At 70.5% G+C, this 19,138-nt stretch carries 18 protein-coding genes; 11 read left to right on the top strand and 7 right to left on the bottom strand.

Features of this window, described 5'->3' with window-relative positions:
• Positions 1–10: 10 nt before the first annotated feature.
• The gene (locus HNR14_RS04510; RefSeq protein ID WP_179700057.1) at positions 11–658 is read right to left on the bottom strand and encodes a TetR/AcrR family transcriptional regulator; all 648 of its coding nucleotides are present in this window, start codon (positions 656–658) and stop codon (positions 11–13) included.
• A gap of 40 nt (positions 659–698) precedes the next feature.
• Between HNR14_RS04510 and HNR14_RS04515 the strand changes: the two genes are divergently transcribed.
• Genes HNR14_RS04515 through HNR14_RS04525 form a run of 3 tightly spaced genes read left to right on the top strand, consistent with a single transcriptional unit; the run spans position 699 to position 5,005 of the window.
• Positions 699–2,147, top strand: a complete 1,449-nt coding sequence (locus HNR14_RS04515) for an amidase (protein WP_179700058.1) — start codon at positions 699–701, stop codon at positions 2,145–2,147.
• Positions 2,148–2,173: 26 nt separating this feature from the next.
• Positions 2,174–3,619 (top strand): MFS transporter, encoded by a 1,446-nt coding sequence (locus tag HNR14_RS04520; RefSeq protein WP_179700059.1) that lies wholly within the window; start codon positions 2,174–2,176, stop codon positions 3,617–3,619.
• Positions 3,620–3,622: 3 nt separating this feature from the next.
• A complete protein-coding gene (locus HNR14_RS04525; protein WP_179700060.1) occupies positions 3,623–5,005 on the top strand; it encodes an L-serine ammonia-lyase in 1,383 nt (460 codons plus the stop codon).
• A 10-nt stretch (positions 5,006–5,015) separates the two neighbouring features.
• Here the strand turns inward: HNR14_RS04525 and HNR14_RS04530 are convergent, their stop codons facing one another.
• Together HNR14_RS04530 and HNR14_RS04535 are read right to left on the bottom strand one after the other, a co-directional pair.
• Complete coding sequence (locus tag HNR14_RS04530) at positions 5,016–5,714, bottom strand: LuxR C-terminal-related transcriptional regulator (RefSeq protein ID WP_179700061.1); 699 nt, start codon at positions 5,712–5,714, stop codon at positions 5,016–5,018.
• Positions 5,711–6,901: an ATP-binding protein gene (locus tag HNR14_RS04535; protein WP_179700062.1), complete on the bottom strand. Its 1,191-nt coding sequence runs from the start codon at positions 6,899–6,901 to the stop codon at positions 5,711–5,713. Before HNR14_RS04535 ends, HNR14_RS04530 begins: the two co-directional genes overlap by 4 nt.
• A 116-nt stretch (positions 6,902–7,017) precedes the next feature.
• On the opposite strand from HNR14_RS04535, the gene HNR14_RS04540 reads away from it, so the two are divergent.
• From HNR14_RS04540 to HNR14_RS04560, 5 genes are all read left to right on the top strand, one after another.
• Positions 7,018–8,616, top strand: a complete 1,599-nt coding sequence (locus HNR14_RS04540) for a PspC domain-containing protein (RefSeq protein WP_179700063.1) — start codon at positions 7,018–7,020, stop codon at positions 8,614–8,616.
• An 8-nt stretch (positions 8,617–8,624) separates the two neighbouring features.
• Positions 8,625–9,062: a hypothetical protein gene (locus HNR14_RS04545; protein ID WP_179700064.1), complete on the top strand. Its 438-nt coding sequence runs from the start codon at positions 8,625–8,627 to the stop codon at positions 9,060–9,062.
• 7 nt (positions 9,063–9,069) lie between these two features.
• Entirely contained in the window at positions 9,070–9,948 is an 879-nt protein-coding gene (locus HNR14_RS04550; RefSeq protein WP_179700065.1) for an ABC transporter ATP-binding protein, read from the top strand.
• Positions 9,945–10,757 (top strand): ABC transporter permease, encoded by an 813-nt coding sequence (locus HNR14_RS04555; RefSeq protein ID WP_179700066.1) that lies wholly within the window; start codon positions 9,945–9,947, stop codon positions 10,755–10,757. Before HNR14_RS04550 ends, HNR14_RS04555 begins: the two co-directional genes overlap by 4 nt.
• Before the next feature lie 109 nt (positions 10,758–10,866).
• Positions 10,867–12,963, top strand: coding sequence for a RecQ family ATP-dependent DNA helicase (locus HNR14_RS04560; protein ID WP_179700067.1), 2,097 nt, complete (start codon positions 10,867–10,869; stop codon positions 12,961–12,963).
• A 32-nt stretch (positions 12,964–12,995) separates the two neighbouring features.
• On the opposite strand, the gene HNR14_RS04565 is transcribed toward HNR14_RS04560, so the two are convergent.
• From HNR14_RS04565 to HNR14_RS04580, 4 genes are all read right to left on the bottom strand, one after another.
• On the bottom strand, positions 12,996–13,703 hold the full coding sequence (locus HNR14_RS04565; RefSeq protein ID WP_179700068.1) for a hypothetical protein: 708 nt from the start codon (positions 13,701–13,703) through the stop codon (positions 12,996–12,998).
• Positions 13,704–13,802: 99 nt separating this feature from the next.
• Positions 13,803–14,957 (bottom strand): UDP-N-acetylmuramate dehydrogenase, encoded by a 1,155-nt coding sequence (locus HNR14_RS04570; protein WP_179700069.1) that lies wholly within the window; start codon positions 14,955–14,957, stop codon positions 13,803–13,805.
• A complete protein-coding gene (locus HNR14_RS04575; protein WP_179700070.1) occupies positions 14,954–15,394 on the bottom strand; it encodes a MaoC family dehydratase in 441 nt (146 codons plus the stop codon). The genes HNR14_RS04570 and HNR14_RS04575 overlap by 4 nt, the downstream gene beginning before the upstream one ends.
• Positions 15,394–15,840, bottom strand: coding sequence for a MaoC family dehydratase N-terminal domain-containing protein (locus HNR14_RS04580; RefSeq protein WP_081703984.1), 447 nt, complete (start codon positions 15,838–15,840; stop codon positions 15,394–15,396). Before HNR14_RS04580 ends, HNR14_RS04575 begins: the two co-directional genes overlap by 1 nt.
• A 572-nt stretch (positions 15,841–16,412) precedes the next feature.
• Between HNR14_RS04580 and HNR14_RS04585 the strand changes: the two genes are divergently transcribed.
• The 3 genes from HNR14_RS04585 to HNR14_RS04595 all read left to right on the top strand — a co-directional run bounded on the left by HNR14_RS04585 (position 16,413) and on the right by HNR14_RS04595 (position 18,647).
• Positions 16,413–17,507 (top strand): CHAT domain-containing protein, encoded by a 1,095-nt coding sequence (locus tag HNR14_RS04585; RefSeq protein WP_179700071.1) that lies wholly within the window; start codon positions 16,413–16,415, stop codon positions 17,505–17,507.
• On the top strand, positions 17,507–17,959 hold the full coding sequence (locus tag HNR14_RS04590; protein ID WP_179700072.1) for a hypothetical protein: 453 nt from the start codon (positions 17,507–17,509) through the stop codon (positions 17,957–17,959). The genes HNR14_RS04585 and HNR14_RS04590 overlap by 1 nt, the downstream gene beginning before the upstream one ends.
• Before the next feature lie 265 nt (positions 17,960–18,224).
• On the top strand, positions 18,225–18,647 hold the full coding sequence (locus HNR14_RS04595) for a hypothetical protein (RefSeq protein ID WP_218874971.1): 423 nt from the start codon (positions 18,225–18,227) through the stop codon (positions 18,645–18,647).
• The last annotated feature ends 491 nt before the right edge of the window (positions 18,648–19,138 follow it).

The raw sequence follows: 19,138 nt of genomic DNA on the forward strand, positions 1-19,138 counted from the left end.
GGTCGCCCGGTCAGCCACGACGGGCCTCACGGTCGGCATCCGCCCGCGCCCGGAGGCCGCCGAGCACGATGTCGAGGCCGGTCTCGAAACGCTGGTCGTAATCATGGTGGTCGGCGAAGACCGACGCGATGCGACGCTCGGAACTCAGCCGCTCGAGCTCGAGCTCACCACGGCCGAGTCGGATGGCCACGTGGCCGGTCACGAAATCGTGCACCGTCGCGTAGCCATACGCTGCATCCTCGGCCGAGAGGCCCGCGGCCGCGAGCGCCTCGACCACGCGATGCGCGACCGCGTCGGCGCCGGGCGCCTCGAGCGGGGCCTGCCGATGGGCCTCCAGCACGAGGGGGTGGCGGAGCAGGAGGGTGCGAAGGCTCCGGGCGAAGGTCCGGACGACGTCCTCCCAGTCCTCACCCCACCGCACGGTCGCGGTCGCCTCGCCGACCAGACGCCCGACGAGCGTCCGCCTCAAGGCGTCGATACCGCCACTCGTGCGATGCACGGCCATGGCCGAGACACCGAGGCGGTCGCCGAGCGCGCGGAGCGTGACCGCGTCCAGCCCCTCGTCGTCGGCGAGCTGAACCGCTGCCGCGACCACCTGCTCGGGATCGACGGCCCGGGGACGACCGCTTCGCACGGGGCGGGATGGATGCTGTACCATTCCGACACAATAACGATACGCGTAACGAAAAGGCAAACCCATGGCACCGAACGCACCCTCCTCCGTCGACGAGCCGACGGCGCTCGAGCTGCGCGCGGCTTACGCCGACCGTTCTCTCGGCGTGGTCGAGGTCGTCGCGGCGGCACTCGACCGCGCGGCACGGGAGGACGTCGTCGGCGCCTTCACCACGCTGAACCCGGAACGGGCGCTGGCGGAAGCCGCTGAGGCCCAGCGCCGGATCGACGACGGCGAGCAGGACGTCCATCCCCTCCTCGGCGTCCCCACGGCGATCAAGGATCTGGAAGCGACGGCGGGCGTGCGCACGACCCTCGGTTCGGCCGCCTTCGCCGACTGGATCCCCGACGCCGACGAGACCATCGTCACCGTTCTGCGCGACGCAGGTCTCGTGAGCATCGGCAAGACGACCGTCCCGGAACTCGGGGCCGCCTGCTACACGGAACCCGATGTCGCCCCTCCCGCGCGCAGCCCCTACGACCTCGAGCGCTCGGCCGCCGGCTCCAGCGGAGGCGCCGCGGCCGCCGTCGGCGCGCGCCTCGTCCCGGTGGCCCAGGGCAGCGACACCGCCGGATCGCTGCGTTCCCCCGCGAGCGCCTGCGGCGTCATCGGCATGAAGCCCAGCCGCGGGCTGCTCACGGGTGGATCCACCGCCACCGACGGAATCGGGCTGACGACCAAGGGCCCCATCGCCCGGTCCGTCCGCGACACCGCCGCCCTGCTCGACGCGATGGCGGCGGCAGCTCCCGCCGGCACCATTCACCCGGCACGGCGGCGCGGGTTCCTCCTCGCCTGCGACGAGACCGTGGGTCCGCTGCGCGTCGTGGTCGCCGAGGGGTCCGTGTCGGGCGGCGAGGTCGCTCCCGAGCTGGCTGCCGCCTGCGCGGACGTCGGCGTAGCGCTGGCCGCCGCCGGCCATCACATCGAGACCCGGACGCAACCGACGGACACCATCTTCGTGCGCGACTTCACCACGATGTTCAGCGCGCTCGCCGGCGCCAAACCGGTCCCCGTCGAGCGCGAGCACCAGCTGCGGCCGATCGTCCGGCACCTGCGTCATCGCGCCTCCACGACGACCGCCGGCGAACTCGCCGCCGCAATCCTCGGCACGCAGTCGGCCGCCGGCCGATGGGCGGAGCGATTCGCCGACGCCGACATCGTCGTGAGCCCCACGATGACCCGGCCGCCCACCCGTGTCGGTGAGCTGCGCGACGACACCGACCCGGCCGGCGAGCTGGAGGCGATGACGCTGTTCACGGGCAACACCGTGCTCGCCAACGCGACCGGCTTCCCCGCCATCAGCCTGCCGCTCGGCTGGAGTGCCTCCCGGCTTCCGCTCGGAGTCTCGCTCACCGCCCGCTGGGGCCGTGACGACCTCCTCCTCGCGGTCGCCGCCCAGCTGGAGCGGCTGCTGCCCTGGAGCGACCACATCCCCCCGCTCCGCCGCTCCGTCCCCCGAACCGCTCGCAGCTGACGAGCGAACCCACCCGAAGGAGTCCCGTGTCCCACGAATCCGCACCACTCCACCCGTCCCCCCGCCCGGCGGGCCGGAGGGCGCTGACACTGACCGGCCTCGCGCTCGTCGTCGTTGCCGTCGCCGCGTTGGAGAGCTTCCTGCTCCCCGCCCTCCCGCACCTGCAGAAAGAGTTCGGCGTCGACGCCGCGACGGGCGCGCTCGCGACCGTGGCTCCGACCGTCACGACCGTCATCGTCACACCGCTCGCCGGCCGGTTCGCCGACGTCTTCGGCGCGAAGCGGACCCTCGCCGTACTCGTCTGCCTCGTGATCGCCGGCGGTCTGGTCAGCGCGTTCGCCCCCGTCTTCGGCCTCTTCGTCGTCGGCCAGGTGCTCCAGGGCTTCGGCCTCGGCATCCTCCCGGTGAGCTTCGTCGTCATCGCCGCGATCTTCGACAGCGGGAGCCTCAAGGTGGCGTCAGGCGTCATCGTCGCGATGACGGTCGCGGGAGCGGGCCTGGGAGTCCTCGTCGCCGGGCCGATCGTCGAGAACTTGTCGCGAGCGGTGCTGTTCGCGGCCCCGGTCGCGATCGTGATCGCGGGCGCGATCGCGTTCTTCGCCGCCCGCCCGTCTCTCGCCGTCGCCGAGCGCGGTGCTCCGACCCGGATCGATTGGGCGGGGTCCCTCCTGTTGGCGGTCGCGCTGGTCGCCACCGTCGGATGGCTCGGCAGCCTCGCTGCGGCCGGCCCGTTCGCCCCGGTGCCACTCGTGCTGCTGATCGTCGCGGTCGGTGCGGTCGCCTCCTGGATCGCCGTGGAGCGCACGGTCGCGCAGCCGATGATCGATGTGCGCACCCTCCGGACACGCGCGGTCGGGGGCGCCGTCACCGTCGGGCTCTTCATCGGGGCCGCGTACGGCGTCGTCGTGTACCTCGTGCCGCAGCAGATCGCCCAGTCGCCGGCAACAGGTTACGGACTGGGCGCGAGCGCGACCGAGACCGGCTTCTTCCTGGCCGCCGCTTTCGGGATCGCGGTGATCGCCTCGCCCCTCGCCGGCGTGATCGCGCGACGGGTCGGCACGACCGTCGTCGGGGTGGTCGGGATGGGCGTGCTCGCCGCCGGCGCCCTCGTCGCCGCCGTGTCGACGCAGCCCATCGCCATCGTGGTCGCCCTCCTCTTCGCCGGGATCGGCGCCTCTTCCGCTTCCACCGCAGTCTTCGCCTCCGCGGCGGGCGGAGCCGGCGAGCACGAGGTCGGCGTCTCGACGGCCCTGGTGACGATCGCCCGCGCCCTCGGCTCCGCCCTGGCGACCCAGAGCGTCGCGGCGATTCTCGCTTCGGGCGCGGTCGGCGGCGTCCCGGACCTCGCCGGTCTCCGCGTCGCGTTCCTGATCGGTGCGGTGCTCGCCGCGATCGGCGCGTTCCTCTCCTTGGCGCTCCCGCGGGCGGCTCGTCCCGCTCCCCTGCCCGCGATCAGCGGCGAGAGCGCGTAGCACGTGGATCGCTCCGCCTACGTCTCGGCCTTCGACCTCTTCTCCGTCGGCATCGGCCCGTCGAGTTCGCACACCGTCGGCCCCATGCGCGCCGCGAGACGGTTCTCCGCGACGCTGGTCGCGTCGGGCGCTCCTGATCGCGTGGCCAGGATCGAGTGCGATCTCTTCGGCTCGCTCGGCGCGACGGGCCTCGGCCACGGCACGCCGGATGCGGTGGTCGCCGGCCTCCTCGGCCACGATCCCGAGACTGTGGACCCGTCGCTCGTGCGAGGGATCTGGACGGACTGGACGGACGGCGCGACCCTCTCCATCGGAGACCGGGCGACCGTGCCTTTCCGGCGGGACGATATCCGGCTCCGACCCCATGTGCGCGTGCCCGGGCAGCCGAACACGCTCACTCTGCGGGCGTTCGCGCCCTCCGGAGAGCAACTGCTCGCCGAGACGTACTACTCGGTGGGCGGCGGATTCATCGTCCGGGACGACGAAGCGGCGGCACAGGACGAGGAGCCCGCCGGCCGTCCCGAGCGATACCCGGTGCCGTTCGGCGACGCGACGGCCCTGCTCGACCACTGCGAGCGCACGAGCGCCTCCATCGCGCAGCTCGCGCGTCGCAATGAGCTGTCGCTCCGCCAGGCGGAGGAGGTGGATGCTGGTCTCGATGCGATCGCCGCGGCCATGGACGCGTGCATTGATGCCGGCCTGAGCCACAACGGTGTCCTGCCGGGCGGGCTGAACGTGCGGCGACGCGCGTCCTCGATCCGGGCGCAGCTCGAGAGCCGGCCGCACACGGACCCCTCCGAGTGGCTGGGCGTCTTCGCCCTCGCGGTGAACGAGGAGAATGCGGCCGGCGGACGCGTGGTGACGGCGCCCACGAACGGCGCCGCCGGCATCGTGCCCGCCGTCCTGCGCTACTGGTCCGCTGTCCTCGCCGCTGGCACGGCGACCGCCGCAGGCACGCGCGACTTCCTCCTCACTGCCACGGCGATCGGCTCGATCATCAAGGCCAACGCCTCCATCTCCGGTGCGGCGGGAGGCTGTCAGGCGGAGGTGGGCTCGGCCTGCGCGATGGCCGCCGCCGGCCTCACCGCCGTCCTGGGCGGTTCGCCCCGGCAGGTGGAGAACGCCGCCGAGATCGCGGTCGAGCACCACTTGGGCCTGACCTGCGACCCCGTCGCCGGGCTGGTGCAGATCCCGTGCATCGAGCGCAACGCCATCGCGGCGTCGACAGCGGTCGCGGCGGCCCGGCTCGCGCTGCGGGGTGACGGGAGCCACGCGGTCTCGTTCGACACCGTGGTCGAGACCATGCGGCAGACCGGGGAGGACATGTCGATGAAGTACAAGGAGACGTCCCTCGGCGGCCTCGCGGTCAACGTCGTCGAGTGCTGAGGCCGGCGGACTACAGCAGCTTGCGCTCCAGAGCCCACGCCGTCAGCTCGTGCCGGGACGAGAGCTGGAGTTTGCGGAGTACCGCGGAGACGTGGGTCTCCACCGTCTTGATGGAGATGAAGAGCTCGGCCGCGACCTCCTTGTACGCGTAGCCGCGGGCGATCAGCCGCATCACCTCACGTTCGCGGGCCGAGAGCCGGTCCAGTTCGTCCGTGGTCTCCGCCTGCTCGCCCGCAGCCGCTCCGAAGGCGTCGAGTACGAAGCCCGCGAGCTTCGGCGAGAACACCGCGTCGCCTCCGGCCACCGCCACCACGGCATCGCTCACCTGGCCGCCGGAGCTGCCCTTGGTGAGGTAGCCGCGGGCACCGGCCCGGATGACACCGACGACGTCCTCGGCGGCGTCCGAGACGCTCAGCGCGAGGAAGCGGGTGTGCGGGCATTCGGAGACCGTGCGTCGCACGACCTCGGCGCCACCGCCTCCCGCGCCGCCCGGCAGGTGCACGTCGAGCAGCACGACGGCCGGCCGTGTCCGCACGATCGCCTCGACGGCGGCGTCCACGTCCGCGGCTTCGGCGAGCACGTCGAGACGGTCGTCGAGATCGGCACGCAGGCCGGAGCGGAAGATGGAGTGGTCGTCGACGATCACGACGGTGATGCGCCGCGGATCGGTTTCCCCGTTGCCAGGGGCGGTTTCGGTGTGGTCTGTCATGGTGCCTCGTTCGCGAACTCGATGCTCAGGTGGACCTCGGTGCCGGCGGGCCGGGAGGTGACGGTGGCCGTGCCGCCGGCGCGGCGCATCCGGCCGATGATGGACTCCCGCACGCCCAGGCGTCCGTCGGGCAGCGCGTCGACGTCGAATCCCGCCCCTCGGTCTCGCACGAAGACGTCGGCGGAGCCGGCGCCGTTCTCGATGTACACGGAGACCTCGCCTCCGGCATGGCGCGCGGCGTTCAGCATGGCTTCGCGGGAGGCGGCACCGAGCTCGGCAGGAGCGTTCCGCACCGGCTCGCCGACCGAGACGATATCGAAGTGGACGGCGTGGTCGACCTCGAGCGCCGCGGCGACCTCTCGCAGCTCCCCGGCCAGGTCGGCCGCGTCCCTCTCGGCCGCGTGCGCGGCGTCGGCGTACAGCCAGTCGCGCAGCTCACGCTCCTGGGCCCGGGCGATGCGGCCGACCTCGCTCGAGGCCCCGGCGCGGTTCTGGATGAGCGCGAGGGTCTGCAGCACGGAGTCGTGCAGGTGCGCCGCCATCTCGGCGCGCTGCTCCTCCTTGATGCGCGCGGTGCGCTCCGAGATCAGCTCCCGCCACAGGCGCAGGGCCCATGGCGCGACCAGCACGGCCGCCCCGGCGAAGGTCGCGGCGATGATCCCGAGCCACAACGGTCCTGAGCTGCGCCCGTTCTGGAGCACGCTCAGCACGAGCGCAACCACGACCAGGAACGCGCCGGCGGCCGTGCGGAACGCGGTGGCCGACAACGGCGTGGGGAGGAGGCTGTCGTCCTCCACGAGCTGGTCCCAGGCCACGGCGGCGACGACCAGGACGATCGAGAGGAAGAGGAGGCCGATGGCCGAGCCCAGAGCACCGGTCGACACCAGGACGATCGACACGACACCGGACGCCGCACCGGCCATCCCGAAGAACCAGGGGATGTTGACGCGGCGGTGCACCCGCTGGACGGCCTCGTCCCCTTCCGCCGCGCGCAGGGGGACGAGCGCCCACAGCCAGAGGTAGAAGAGGACGCCCGCGCCGGCCAGGAACGTCGTCCCGACGAAGATCCACCGCACGGCAGCGACCGGCCACCCGAGGTGCTCGGCGAGCGCCTGGCTCACACCGCCGAACACGCAGTCGCGCGGACGCGCGAGCGGCGGCCGGGCAGCGGGGACGGTCGGGGTCATGTTCAGAATCCAAGCAGACCCGGAGCCACCCGGACAGCCCACGGGCAGGGGAATCAGGGTCCGCTCAGGGTGTCACCCCATGTCGCAGCGCCGCCTCCGAACGCCAGGATCGAAGCATGTCACAGAACGACTCCACCACCACGCCGCCGCCGTACGGCGGCCCGAGCACCGGCCTCTCCGGCCGCGGCTCCCGCTTCTTCGACTGGATGCGCAGCCTCGGCGTCGTCCGCGCGGACGGCTGGGTCGGCGGTGTGTGCGCCGGCGTCGCCTACCGACTCGGCATTGACCCGCTGATCGTCCGCGGCATCGCCGTCGTGGCCGCCCTGCTGGGCGCGCCCGTCCTCCTCGTCTACGCGCTCGCCTGGGCGCTCCTCCCCGATCGCGACGGCCGCATCCACCTCCAGCGCCTCTTCGAGGGCGACGTGGACGCGCCGATCGTCGCGGCGGGCGTTCTGATCGTCCTCTCCCTGCTGCCCTGGTCGAGCGGGCTCGGCTGGTTCGGTGGCGGCGTCTGGCACGACTGGGGCTGGGCCGAGATCGTCGGCCGCGTGTTCTGGACGCTCCTCGTGCTGGCGCTCGTCGCCGGGCTGATCGTCTTCGCGGTGCGGGCGGCCGACAAACGGCCGGGTGCATCGACCCCCGCGGACCGGCCGGCACCTCCCGCGCCAGGCGCGTGGCCGAGCGCGACGGCCGAGGGAGCACCCAGCGACTCCTCGAGCCCACCCACCACCTCCGCCGCGTTCGCCACGGGTGCGGACGGCGCGACCACCACCACCGCGGCGAGCGCGGACCCGACCACAGAGGCCGGCGCTCCGACGCCCCCGCTCGACATCACCGCCGAGCCGGTCGCCCCTCCGGCACCGACCGTGGGCGCCAGCCCTCAGGACCTCGCTGACTGGCAGCAGCGTCAGGCCGAGTGGAAGGCCGACCACGCCCGCTGGAAGGCGCGCCTCGCCGAGGACATGCGTGCCGTCAAGGCGCAACGTTCGGCGGAGATCCGCTCCCAGGCGGCCGCCGCCAACGCCGCGGCCAACGCGCGACGCGCGGCCTACCGCGCCGCCAATCCCCGGGTCGGCGCTCCGCTGGGCTGGCTGACCGTCGGCCTCGCGATCATCGCGGGAGCCGCCGTCTCGGCGCTCTGGATCCCGCTGACCGGCCTGTCCGGTTACGCGTCGACCGCCGCCCTCGCCGCCGCGACGCTGGTCTTCGGCCTCGCTGCACTCATCGCGGGCATCGCCCGCCGCCGCAGCGGATTCCTCATCACGTTCGGGATCATCCTCGCCGCTCTCACCGCGCTCACGGCGGCTCTTCCCGGGGGCGCTCGCGCGAGCTTCTCCGCGACGTCCATCGTCGCGGGAGCCGACCAGACCCTCTCGCCGTCGTCGGACGCCGCCTACGTGCAGGGCTGGGGTCACACCACGATCGACCTGACCGACGCCGTGACGGCCTCGGGAACACCCGAGATCGACCTGGCCAAGGGCTCGGACGCGACGACGCTGATCATCCCTGCCGACGCCACCGTGCGACTGGAGGCGGCGACGCCGTCCGCCGTGATCGTGACGGACCCGTCGGGCGCCGAGCACGTCCATCGCTGCCAGCCACGCCCGCTGGGCGGCTGCAGCACGAACATCGTCGTCGGCTCGGGTGGAGATCCCGACGCCGTCGTCCGGATCGCCCAGCTCGACGACGTGCTCGTCCAGCGCGAGCAGAAGTGAGGAACGTCATGACCACCGACGCGAACCAGACCCCCGACCCGTCCGACACGCAGCCGACGGAGGCACTCCCCACGACGGAGCAGCCGACAACGCAGCAGCCGACCGTGGAGCAGCCGACCGCCTCTCAGCCGACGCGCCCGCTGCCCGCCGAACCCTGGCTGACCCCACCGCCACCGTCCTCGTGGTCACCCGCGACATCCACCGCGTCCCGTCCGCCGATCCGGTGGGGAGGGGTGGTGTGGGGACTGCTCCTCGTGCTGTTCGCCGCGGGGACGCTGTTCGTCCTGTCCGCGCCCGAACGGCTGGCGGCCGTGGAGGTCTGGCTCGCCGCCCTCACACCCGGTACGGCGTGGGCGCTGTGGCTTGCTGCCGCGGGCGTGCTCATCGTGGTGTTCGCACTGCTCGGTGCGATCCGGTCGGCACAGCGACGCCGCCAGACGGCATGATGGGGGCATGACTCCCCACCGCGCTGCGGTCTCGGTCCGCGACCTCCGCAAGACGTACGGCGCATTCGAGGCGCTGCGCGGAGTCGACTTCGACATCGAGGAGGGCGAGACGTTCGCCCTCCTCGGCCCGAACGGTGCAGGCAAGAGCACGACGATCGAGATCCTCGAGGGCTACCGCGACCGCAGCGGCGGCACGGCCGAGGTGCTGGGGGTCGACCCGCAGCACGGCGGCACGGAGTGGAAGGCCCGGCTCGGGATCGTGCTGCAGTCGGGCATCGAAGCCGCCGACGTGACGGTGCGCGAACAGCTCGTGCACTTCTCGCGCTTCTACCCTCAGCGTCGCGACGTCGACGAGCTCATCGCAGCGGTCGGCCTCACCGACAAGGCGAAGACGCGCATCCGCAATCTGTCGGGCGGCCAGCGGCGCCGGCTCGACGTCGCGCTCGGCGTCATCGGCCGGCCGGAGCTGCTCTTCCTCGACGAGCCGACCACCGGCTTCGACCCGGAGGCGCGCCACCAGTTCTGGGATCTGATCAGGGACCTCAAGCGCGAGGGCACGACCATCCTCCTCACCACCCACTACCTCGATGAGGCCGCCCAACTGAGCGATCGGGTCGCGGTGATCGCGCGCGGCACCCTGATCGACATCGGCGCCGTCGACGAGATCGGCGGCGCGGATGCGCGCATCCCCATCGTCAGCTGGCGAGACGGCGGCGGTGCCCTCCAGCGGGAACGCACCGATGAGCCGGGCGCACTCGTCTCCCGGATCACCGCGGAGCTCGGCGGCGAACCGCGCGACCTCGAGGTGATCCGGCCGAGCCTGGAGGACATCTATCTCGAGCTGGTGCGCGAGGCGGGGGCCGCGGAGCAGGAGGCGATCGCGTGACGACCATCCCGCTCGGCATCGCCCGTGCCCGCTACGAGACCCTCACCTACTTCCGGCAGGGCGACACGATCTTCTTCACCTTCCTCTTCCCGGTGGTCATGCTCGGCATCTTCTCGGTCGCGTTCCAGGGGCTGGGGAAGGTCGGAGCGGCGCCCGACGGCTCGGGCGGCATCGCGCAGGCCGCCTACTACCTGCCCGGCATGATCGCCGCGGGCATCCTGCTCAGCGGCGTCCAGAACCTCGCCGTCGACATCGCCGTCGAGAAGAGCAACGGGACGCTCAAGCGTCTGGGCGGGACGCCCCTGCCGGTGGTCTCGTACTTCATGGGCAAGATGGGCCAGGTCATCGTCACGAGCGCCCTTCAGATCGTGCTCCTGCTGCTGGTCGCCAGACTGGCCTTCGGCGTCGAACTGCCGACCGACCCCGAGGCGTGGCTGCGCTTCCTCTGGATCTACCTGCTTGGGATCGTGACGTCGGCGGTGCTCGGGATCGCCCTGTCGGCGGTGCCCCGCACGGGCAAGAGTGCGACGGCCGTCATCATCCCGATCGTGCTGGTGCTGCAGTTCATCTCGGGCGTCTACCTGGCGTTCAACCTCCTCCCCGCCTGGCTGCAGAACATCGCGAGCGTGTTCCCGCTGAAATGGATCGCGCAGGGGATGCGCAGCGTCTTCCTGCCCGCATCGTTCGAGTCGCAGGAGCCGAGCGGGAGCTGGCAGCTGGGCTGGATGGCCGTGGTCCTGCTGATCTGGCTGGTCGCCGGGCTGATCGCCTGCCGGCTGACGTTCCGGTGGATCCGCAAGGACGGCTGATCCACGCTGCCGTGGCAGAGGGTTCTGCACAGCCGTCCCGGCCTGGGACTTGTCCACCGATCCGCGCCCGGGGCGATCGGGCGTCGGCCCCCTCTGGAACGATGGCTGCATGAGCACCACCAGAGACCTCGCCGTCACCAGCCTCCGCGCCCTCGTCGGGCGGGAGGACGCCGACTTCCACTCGGGGCAGTACGAGGCGATCGCGGCCCTTGTCGACGAGCAGCGACGGGCGCTGGTCGTGCAGCGCACCGGGTGGGGCAAGTCGGCCGTCTACTTCGTGGCGACCATGCTGCTCCGGCAGCGCGGTGCCGGGCCGACCATCCTGGTCTCGCCGCTGCTCGCCCTCATGCGCGACCAGGTCTCCGCCGCCGAACGCGCGGGAGTGCGCGCCGTCACCATCAACTCGGCCAACCGCCACGAGTGGGACGACGTATCCGCGCGGCTGCGCGAGGACTCGGTGGATGTGCTCCTGGTCTCCCCGGAGCGGCTCAACAATCCCGACTTCCGCGACCAGCACCTCCCCGACCTGATCGCGCGCAGCGGTCTCCTCGTGATCGACGAGGCGCACTGCATCTCGGACTGGGGTCACGACTTCCGGCCGGACTACCGCCGCCTGCGCGACCTGATCGCGTCGCTGCCGGATGGCGTGCCCGTGCTGGCGACGACCGCGACGGCCAATGAGCGCGTCGTCGCCGATGTCGCCGAGCAGATGGGCGAGGGCAGTGGGCACGCGGAGGTCCTGACGATCCGCGGACCGCTCGCACGGCGGTCCCTGCGCCTCGGCGTGTTGACCCTGGAGGACGCGACGTCGCGGCTCGCGTGGCTGGCGAGCAACCTCGACGCACTACCGGGCAGCGGCATCGTCTACACCCTGACCATCGCGGCCGCGGAGGACACAGCCCGCGTGCTGCGGAAGGCGGGGTTCGAGGCGCACGCGTACACCGGGCAGACCGACACCGCCGAGCGTGAGGATCTGGAGGGGCGGCTCAAGCGCAACGAGGTGAAGGTGCTCGTCGCCACGAGCGCTCTCGGCATGGGCTTCGACAAGCCCGACCTGGGCTTCGTGGTCCACCTGGGGGCGCCGTCGTCGCCCGTCGCGTACTACCAGCAGGTCGGCCGCGCCGGGCGCGCGACCGAGAACGCCGACGTCCTACTGCTGCCGGGCCCGGAGGACCGCGCCATCTGGCAGTACTTCGCTACCGCCTCCATGCCGTCGGAGGAGAAGGCGGCGGCCGTCCTCGACGCCCTCTCGCAGGAGACGCAGTCGACCCGCGTGCTCGAGAGCCGGGTCGACCTCAAGGCGTCGACGCTGGAGCTGCTCCTCAAGGTCCTGGATGTCGACGGCGCCGTCCGCCGAGTGTCTGGCGGCTGGGTGTCGACGGGTCAGCCTTGGGTCTACGATCGCGACCGGTACGAGCGGATCGCCGCAGCGCGTGAAGCGGAACAGCAGTCGATGCTCGAGTACGAGAGCACCGGGATGTGCCGGATGCAGTTCCTGCAGGAAGCCCTCGACGACCCGGCAGCGGCACCGTGCGGCCGATGCGACAACTGTGCAGGCGCCTGGTATCCGAGCGCCATCGCCGCGGAGGCCTCCGGGTCGGTCTCGGCGATGCTCGATCGGGTGGGGGTCGAGATCGAGCCGCGCAAGCTCTGGCCGACCGGCGCGGACCGGTTGGGCGTGTCCGTGCGCGGCAAGATCGCCCCTGCCGAGCAGCTGCAGTCCGGCCGGGCCCTCGCCCGGCTCACCGACCTGGGCTGGGGCAATCGTCTTCGTGAAGTGCTCTCTCCTCAGTCTCCGGACGCGCCGTGCCCTCCCGAGCTGCTCGCCGCCTGCATCCGGGTCCTGGCGGATTGGGACTGGGCCGAGCGGCCCGCTGCGGTCGTCGCGATGCCGTCGCGACGACGACCGGTGTTCGTCGAGTCGCTCGCGCGCGGTCTGGCCGACGTCGGACGGCTGCCGTTCCTCGGCTCGCTCGCGCTTCGCGGAGGAGGTCCGACCGGAGACCCGGGCGGCAACAGCGCGTTCCGGCTGGCCGCCGTGTGGGATCGCTTCGGCGCCGAGGGTCTCGACGTGCCGAACGGGCGCCCCGTCCTCCTCGTTGACGACCTCGTCGACAGCCGCTGGACGATCACCGTCGCCGGGCGCGCCCTGCTGGCCGCGGGCGCCTCGGCCGTGCTCCCGTTCGCGGCGGCGCTGAGGGGGTGAGGGTCGGGGTGCCGAGGACGAGATGAAGACGACTAGATGAAGTCGCCACCGCCGAAATCGCCGCCGCCGAAGTCACCGCCGCCGAAGTCACCCCAGCCACCGCCGCTGTCACCCCAGCCGCCTGCGTCGGCGCCGCCCATGTCGGCGCCGCCCGCGTCCGCACCGGCCGCGTCGGTCGTACCGGCATCGCCCGAACCTCCGTCGCCGGAGCCGCCGTCTCCACCGTTGTCGCCGCCGTCACCGTTGTCCGCGCCCGCCTGGCCGTCGGCCGGCGACGGGAGGAACGCGCCGACCAGGGCGGATCCGATGACGTAGCCGGCGACGCTTCCGAGAAGGGAGCTCGCGAACATCCCACCGAAGCCCACACCGCCGCCGCCCGCGCGGCCCCCGAGCGAGCGCTCGAGGGTCCCGGGCTGACGCAGCTCGGAGCGCGTGGCGGACTGCGCGAGCGAACGCGGATCGTCGCCGCGCGGCTGCTCACCGGCCGGGGCGTTCTCGCTGAGCTGCTGGAAGAGAAGTCTGCGCTGCTCGGGCGTCAGCTTCGTGAACGCCTCCTCGTGCACCTGCTCGATGGTCTCAGGCGGAGCAGTGCGCAGCAGGTAGCGGTAACGCTCGACCGCGATCTCGTCGTCGGTGCGCTGCTGCGGAGCGGGCGCCTGCTGAGGCACCGGCGCGGCCGGATACTGCTGGCCGGCGGGACGCGGCTCTTCGCGTCCGAGAAGGCGGTCGAGGAATCCCATGGTCGTGCCCCTTCGGTCGACGGCTGTGCGGGTGCGCCGTGCTGCCGTCAGCCTAGGTTCCGTGCGTGTGAGAGTTCTCAGAGAAAGCCGGGCGGTCGCCTACAGCACGACGCCGACGAGCACCGGCTCCGGCCGCAGCAGCACACCGAACTCCGACTGCACGCGGGCCTGGATGAACGACGCCAGCTGCACGACGTCCTGCGCCGATGCGCCTCCACGGTTCACGATCGCGAGCGTGTGCTTGGAGGACAGTCCTGCCGCCGAGCCCGGGAGCCCATAGCCGCGACGGATGCCCGCCTGCTCGATGAGCCACGCGGCCGAGAGCTTCACGTCGTACGGGCCGTCGGCGAGCGGCGGCACGTCGAGGGGGTGCACCCCGCCGGGCTCCAGGCCGAGCACGGCGTCCGGCTCCGGCGGGGTCACCGGCCAGCGCGGAGCGTCGCGGGGCAGCGACCGCGCGAAGTTCTCGGACACGATCGGATTCGTGAAGAAGCTGCCGGCGCTGACCGAGTCGGGGTCGTCCGGATCGAGGACCATCCCCTTCGACGAGCGCAGCGCGAGCACGGAGCGACGCAGTTCCGCGATCGGGACGCGGGCGCCGATCACGACGCCGAGGGCATCCGCGAGCTGCGCGTATCCCACCGGGGCGCTGAGCGGTGCGCCGACGCCGCCGGGCACGGTGTTGTCCGCCAGTTCGAGGTCGACCGAGAGCACGATGCCCGCCAGGCCGCCCTTGAGGGCCGACATCCGGTAGCCGAGGCCGAGCTCCGCCTTCGTGAGCGTCGTCACCTCGCCGGTGCGGTAGTCGAGGAACTCGATGCCGAGCAGGGCCGATTCGAGCTCCTGGCCGTAGGCGCCGATGTTCTGCACGGGGGCGGCGCCAGTCGATCCGGGGATGCCGGACAGCGCCTCGATGCCCGCCCAGCCGTTGCGCACGGTGAGGGCCACCAGGTCGTCCCACGGCTCGCCCGCCTGCACGCGCAGGCGCACGCGGCCGTCGGGTGCCTCCAGGCGCTCGACGCCGCGGGTGACGATGCGAATGACGGTTCCGTCGAAGCCGTCGTCGCCCGCGATGGTGTTCGAGCCGCCGCCGAGGAGCAACCAGTCGTCGCCGCTCCCCCACACCTCGAGCGCCGTGGCGACGAGCCCGTCGCGGTCGGCCGGGGCGACGAGGCGCGCGGGCACGCCGCCGACCCGCATCGTGGTGAGGTCGGCGAGTGCGGTTGGCGCGGCGGGCGGCTGGGCGTCGGTCATGCCAGGGTGACCCGCACCTGCGCCTTGCCGAGCACGGTCTCGCCGTTGAACGTCGTGGTGAGGTCGACGCGGGCGACGCGGGCGTCCGCGTCGAGCTGTCCGATCTTCGCCGTGACCGAGACGGTCGCGCCGGAGACCGGGTCCACCAGGATCGGCCGCGTGAACCGCACCTGGTAGTCGGCGACGCGCGCCGGGTCGCTGGCCCAGTCGACGACCGGCTGCACCGAGAGACCCATGGTCAGCATCCCGTGCGCGATCACGCCGGGCAGGCCGACGGAGGTCGCGATGTCGTCGCGGTAGTGGATGGAGTTGAAGTCTCCCGAGGCGCCGGCGTAGCGGACGAGGGAGTCGCGAGTCAGCTCGTAGCTGCGCTCGGCGATCACGTCGCCGACGGTCAGCGTGTCGAAGTCGGGCTGTGCGGAGGTCTGCTGGGTCATCACTCGTCCCCTCGAACGACCAGGGTGGAGGTGGAGGTCACGACGTGCTCTCCAGCCGCGTCGACGATCACGGTCTCGGCGGTCACCATCGAGTGGGCGCCCAAGGATTTCACCGCGGTGACGGTGAGCGTGCCGGTGAGTTCGTCGCCGGCGATGACCGGGCGCGTGAAGGTGAACCGCTGGTCGCCGTGGACGACGCGGCTGAAGTCGATGTCGGCCTCCGGGTCTGCGAGCAGCTGGTCGAGCGAGAGCTGCTGCACGACGATGGAGAACGTGGGGGGCGCGACGAGGTCGGCGTGACCGGCGGCGCGCGCGGCATCGAGGTCGAAGGAGGCGGGGTCGGTCGCGAACACGGCGCGGGCGAACTCGCGCACCTTCTCCCGGCCCACGAGGTACGGGGCGGTCGGCGGGAACGCGCGGCCCTGAAGAGCTGGATTCACTGGCACCCGTCGATTCTACGGGGAGACGAAAAAAGAGAACCCCGGCCACCTGGCCGGGGTTCTCTTTACGTGTGGTCGGTGCCTACTGGCAGCTGTCGCACTGCAGCATGTCCATCGGGTCGACGGGAACCGCGTAGCCGCCGACGCTGTCGTTTTCGTAGTCCATGATGGCCTCCCCTGAAGTCTCGTTTTTCACCGCTTCGCGCGGTGTTCACCCACTATATAACCCGAATGACACGATTGTCATTCCACTAGATGTAGTGTTTTCGACTTTTTTTGGCTCTTGTCGGCTCGCACGACCCCTGACACCCCAATCACCATTGATGACATTTCTCGCAGGTCATCGTCGATTTTTCTTGCCAATCATTTTGTTGACACCAGAGCACCCCATGCAGGTGCGACCCCAGTCCGACTCTCGAAATGCAGACGCTACGCCCTCTAGCCGCGTGTCGTCGGCGTGTCGCACTGGCACTCGCACTCACACTCAGATTCGTGCAGCCTGTGACCGTTTCGTTCCAGCGTTGTCCCGCGCCGGTGTCCGTAGTCACCCATAGGCTGAGCGGTGAAGGCGAGGTCAGATGAGCGCGAGCATGTACCGCAGCCAGTTGGACCGCAAGCGAGCGCAGCGGGTGGAAGCAGAGAGGAAGGCTGGCGAGTACCGAATTAAGGAGTCGAACAAGCGCACCGACGCCGCGAAGGCTCGACAGTCGGCAGCTAAGTCGACCAGCTCCTCTACGATCTCGAGCAAGATGCGCGAAGCGGAGCGTCGTGAAAACGAGGCTGCGTCTGCCGGGGCGGACGCGAACCGCTGGCAGGCGAAGGCCGCCGGCGACATGAAGGAAGAGTCAACGCTCATCGAGAAAGTAGCGAAGGCGGAAGCTTCAGAAGCCGCCGCCGCTGACCGGAAGCGTCGTGCCGAGGAGCAGGCCGCCGAACGGCGACGGCAGGCCGATCAGCGGGCCGCTGAACTCGCCCGCCGGTCGATGGAGTCACAGGTCGTTTACGCGGTTGCTACTGCTGACGCAGCTGCGCAACATGTTCGGGCTCCGAAGGTGGAGAAGTTGCGCGTTCTACTACTTGCTTCTTCACCTGAGGGTGATTTGCGGGTCGGCCGGGAAATCAAAAGGATCCGGGGCGCTGTCGAATCGGCTCTGCATCGAGATCTCATTGAGTTCGACGTCCGGACTGCTGCGACGGCAGCCGACTTGTTGGATGGGATCGTGAAGTTCCGCCCGCATGTGGTCCATTTCTCTGGCCACTCAAATGACGATCTCATCGTCCTCGAAGAGGACGTAGATGACCACAACACCGGAGCGATCGTGTCTGCGGCCACGTTCGCGAAGGCACTGCGGGCGACGGACGACCCTCCGATCTTGGTGGTATTGAACGCCTGCCGTTCGGCCCATCAGATCGGGGCGATTGTCGCCGGCACTGTGCCATTCGCGATCGGAATGGCTGACGAGATCGAGGACGTGGACGCGATCGCCTTCGCAGCGCAGTTCTACGCATCCGTCGCGAACGGTCAGTCGATCAGCTCGGCACATCTCGCCGCTCAGGTCAGCCTGGAACTCGCCGGTTTGCCGGGGTCTGACCTTCCCACGTTGGCGTCTGCAGTCGGATACGACCCGCGGGCAGCCATCCTGGTACGCCCGCTCGCGGAAGACAGAACTTGATGCGTCCTGAAACGCTCGTCACACTTAACGCCGGCTTTCGATCGGGACTCGTACCGCTCTTCCACGGCGGGGTACCGGGCCTTGCTTTGGGAGATCTGCTGCTTCCGCCCGCGGTCACCGGAATCACCGGCATGGCGACGACGTCCCGGGATGCCGGCTTCACTCGCATCACCACGTCGTCCTCCCTGGTATATGTGACAACGGAGCACGAACTCGCGACCGCGTGCGCTGCTTGCTGGGAGGTTCTTGGACGTGGAACCGGCGCCGGGTGGGTGTATCGGGTTGAGTTCGACGACGAGGAGCTCGAAGCTGACGCTGACCTCCCGCGCGGGCCATTCGTGAGCTTCCAGCTTACGCAGGCCAGGGTTGCCGAGATCGTCGATCGCGACGTCGACCCCACTAACCCCCGCCACCTCCAGACACTATCTCGTTTTATCGCCAGGATTGGGTAGCGCGGGAGGGCGTCCATCTGGATCTGGCTCTGGGTGATTCGAGTTCCACGGATCACTGCCGCCGAACCAATGCATTCAAGGTGCACCGCGCGTGGGTCTTCCAAACGAATCGGGATCGTCCGGTGCCCCCGGGGGTCCGAGCTAACGCTCGAACTCCCACGGTCATAGTCTTTTATGGGGTCTAACCCGACAGCACCCAGCTGGTGAGCCGCGGAGCGCATAGAGCCGCAACGACGTGATGGCGTGCATCAAGATGGCCGGCCCGGTGGCAGACTTCGCTTACCTAGTGGATCGCGACGGCGAGAAAGCTGCCCTCGAAGCCACGGTTGATGGTTGGCGTGAGTTGCTCGTCGTTGACGGCCCCGATGACGATGCGCTGCTCAGCGACCAGGCTGGCGCTGCCTCAACAGGTGCGATGGCGTATGGGTTTGCGTGGGCGGCGGGATTCTTCGAAGCGAACCGCGACCTGATTTCCGAGTTGGGTGAGATGTTGCGGGGCGCTGACGGGTACCTCGGGTTGGACGCGACGGCGGGTCGGTTGCAGGGTGCGGACCAAGCGGAGCTGAACCGGATGTTCGCCAAGGTGAGTGCGCACACCTCGACGGTTGAGGATGTGCAGGCACACCGGCGTGAGCTGTCCCACCACACTGAAGGTCCGCCGTGCCTGTCCGCTACAGGTGTTCGCTAAACGGTGAGTGCCGGAAAGGTGGCCCAAGCAAGCCGGTGCAGTGCTCGGCTTCGTGGTTCAGACACTGTTCGCGTCGTACAGCATCTCGAAATCGTGACGAAAGTCTGCGAGTTCGTCGGCTTCGAGGATCCAAGTAGCCCAACCTGCTTTCGTCGATGTAGTCCGGGGCAGCTGTCTGTCGGACCACCGCGCCTCAGGTGTGAAGAGCGGCGAGAGCGGTCCCGCTCGACCTTGTCGGGTATGTCGATGTACTCGCCGTCAGCGGTCCAGAGCAACCCCACACCTGACGGGTGCTTCGGGAACTCTCGGTAGATTGTCTCGGCACCGCGCGGGAGGTTCTTGTCAACCCAGTCGGCCAACCAGAGCAGTTCGCCGAAGACGGCGTGGAGGGTCTGCGCGGCGTCTGCGGCCGCGGAGCGATCGTTCTTAGTCATGCTCAGTCACATGCGGCGGAAGTGAGCGTATGGATGACCTGGTGCAGGGTCTGACTC

It is taken from the genome of Leifsonia naganoensis, assembly GCF_013410615.1.
GTDB classification, from domain to species: domain Bacteria; phylum Actinomycetota; class Actinomycetes; order Actinomycetales; family Microbacteriaceae; genus Leifsonia; species Leifsonia aquatica.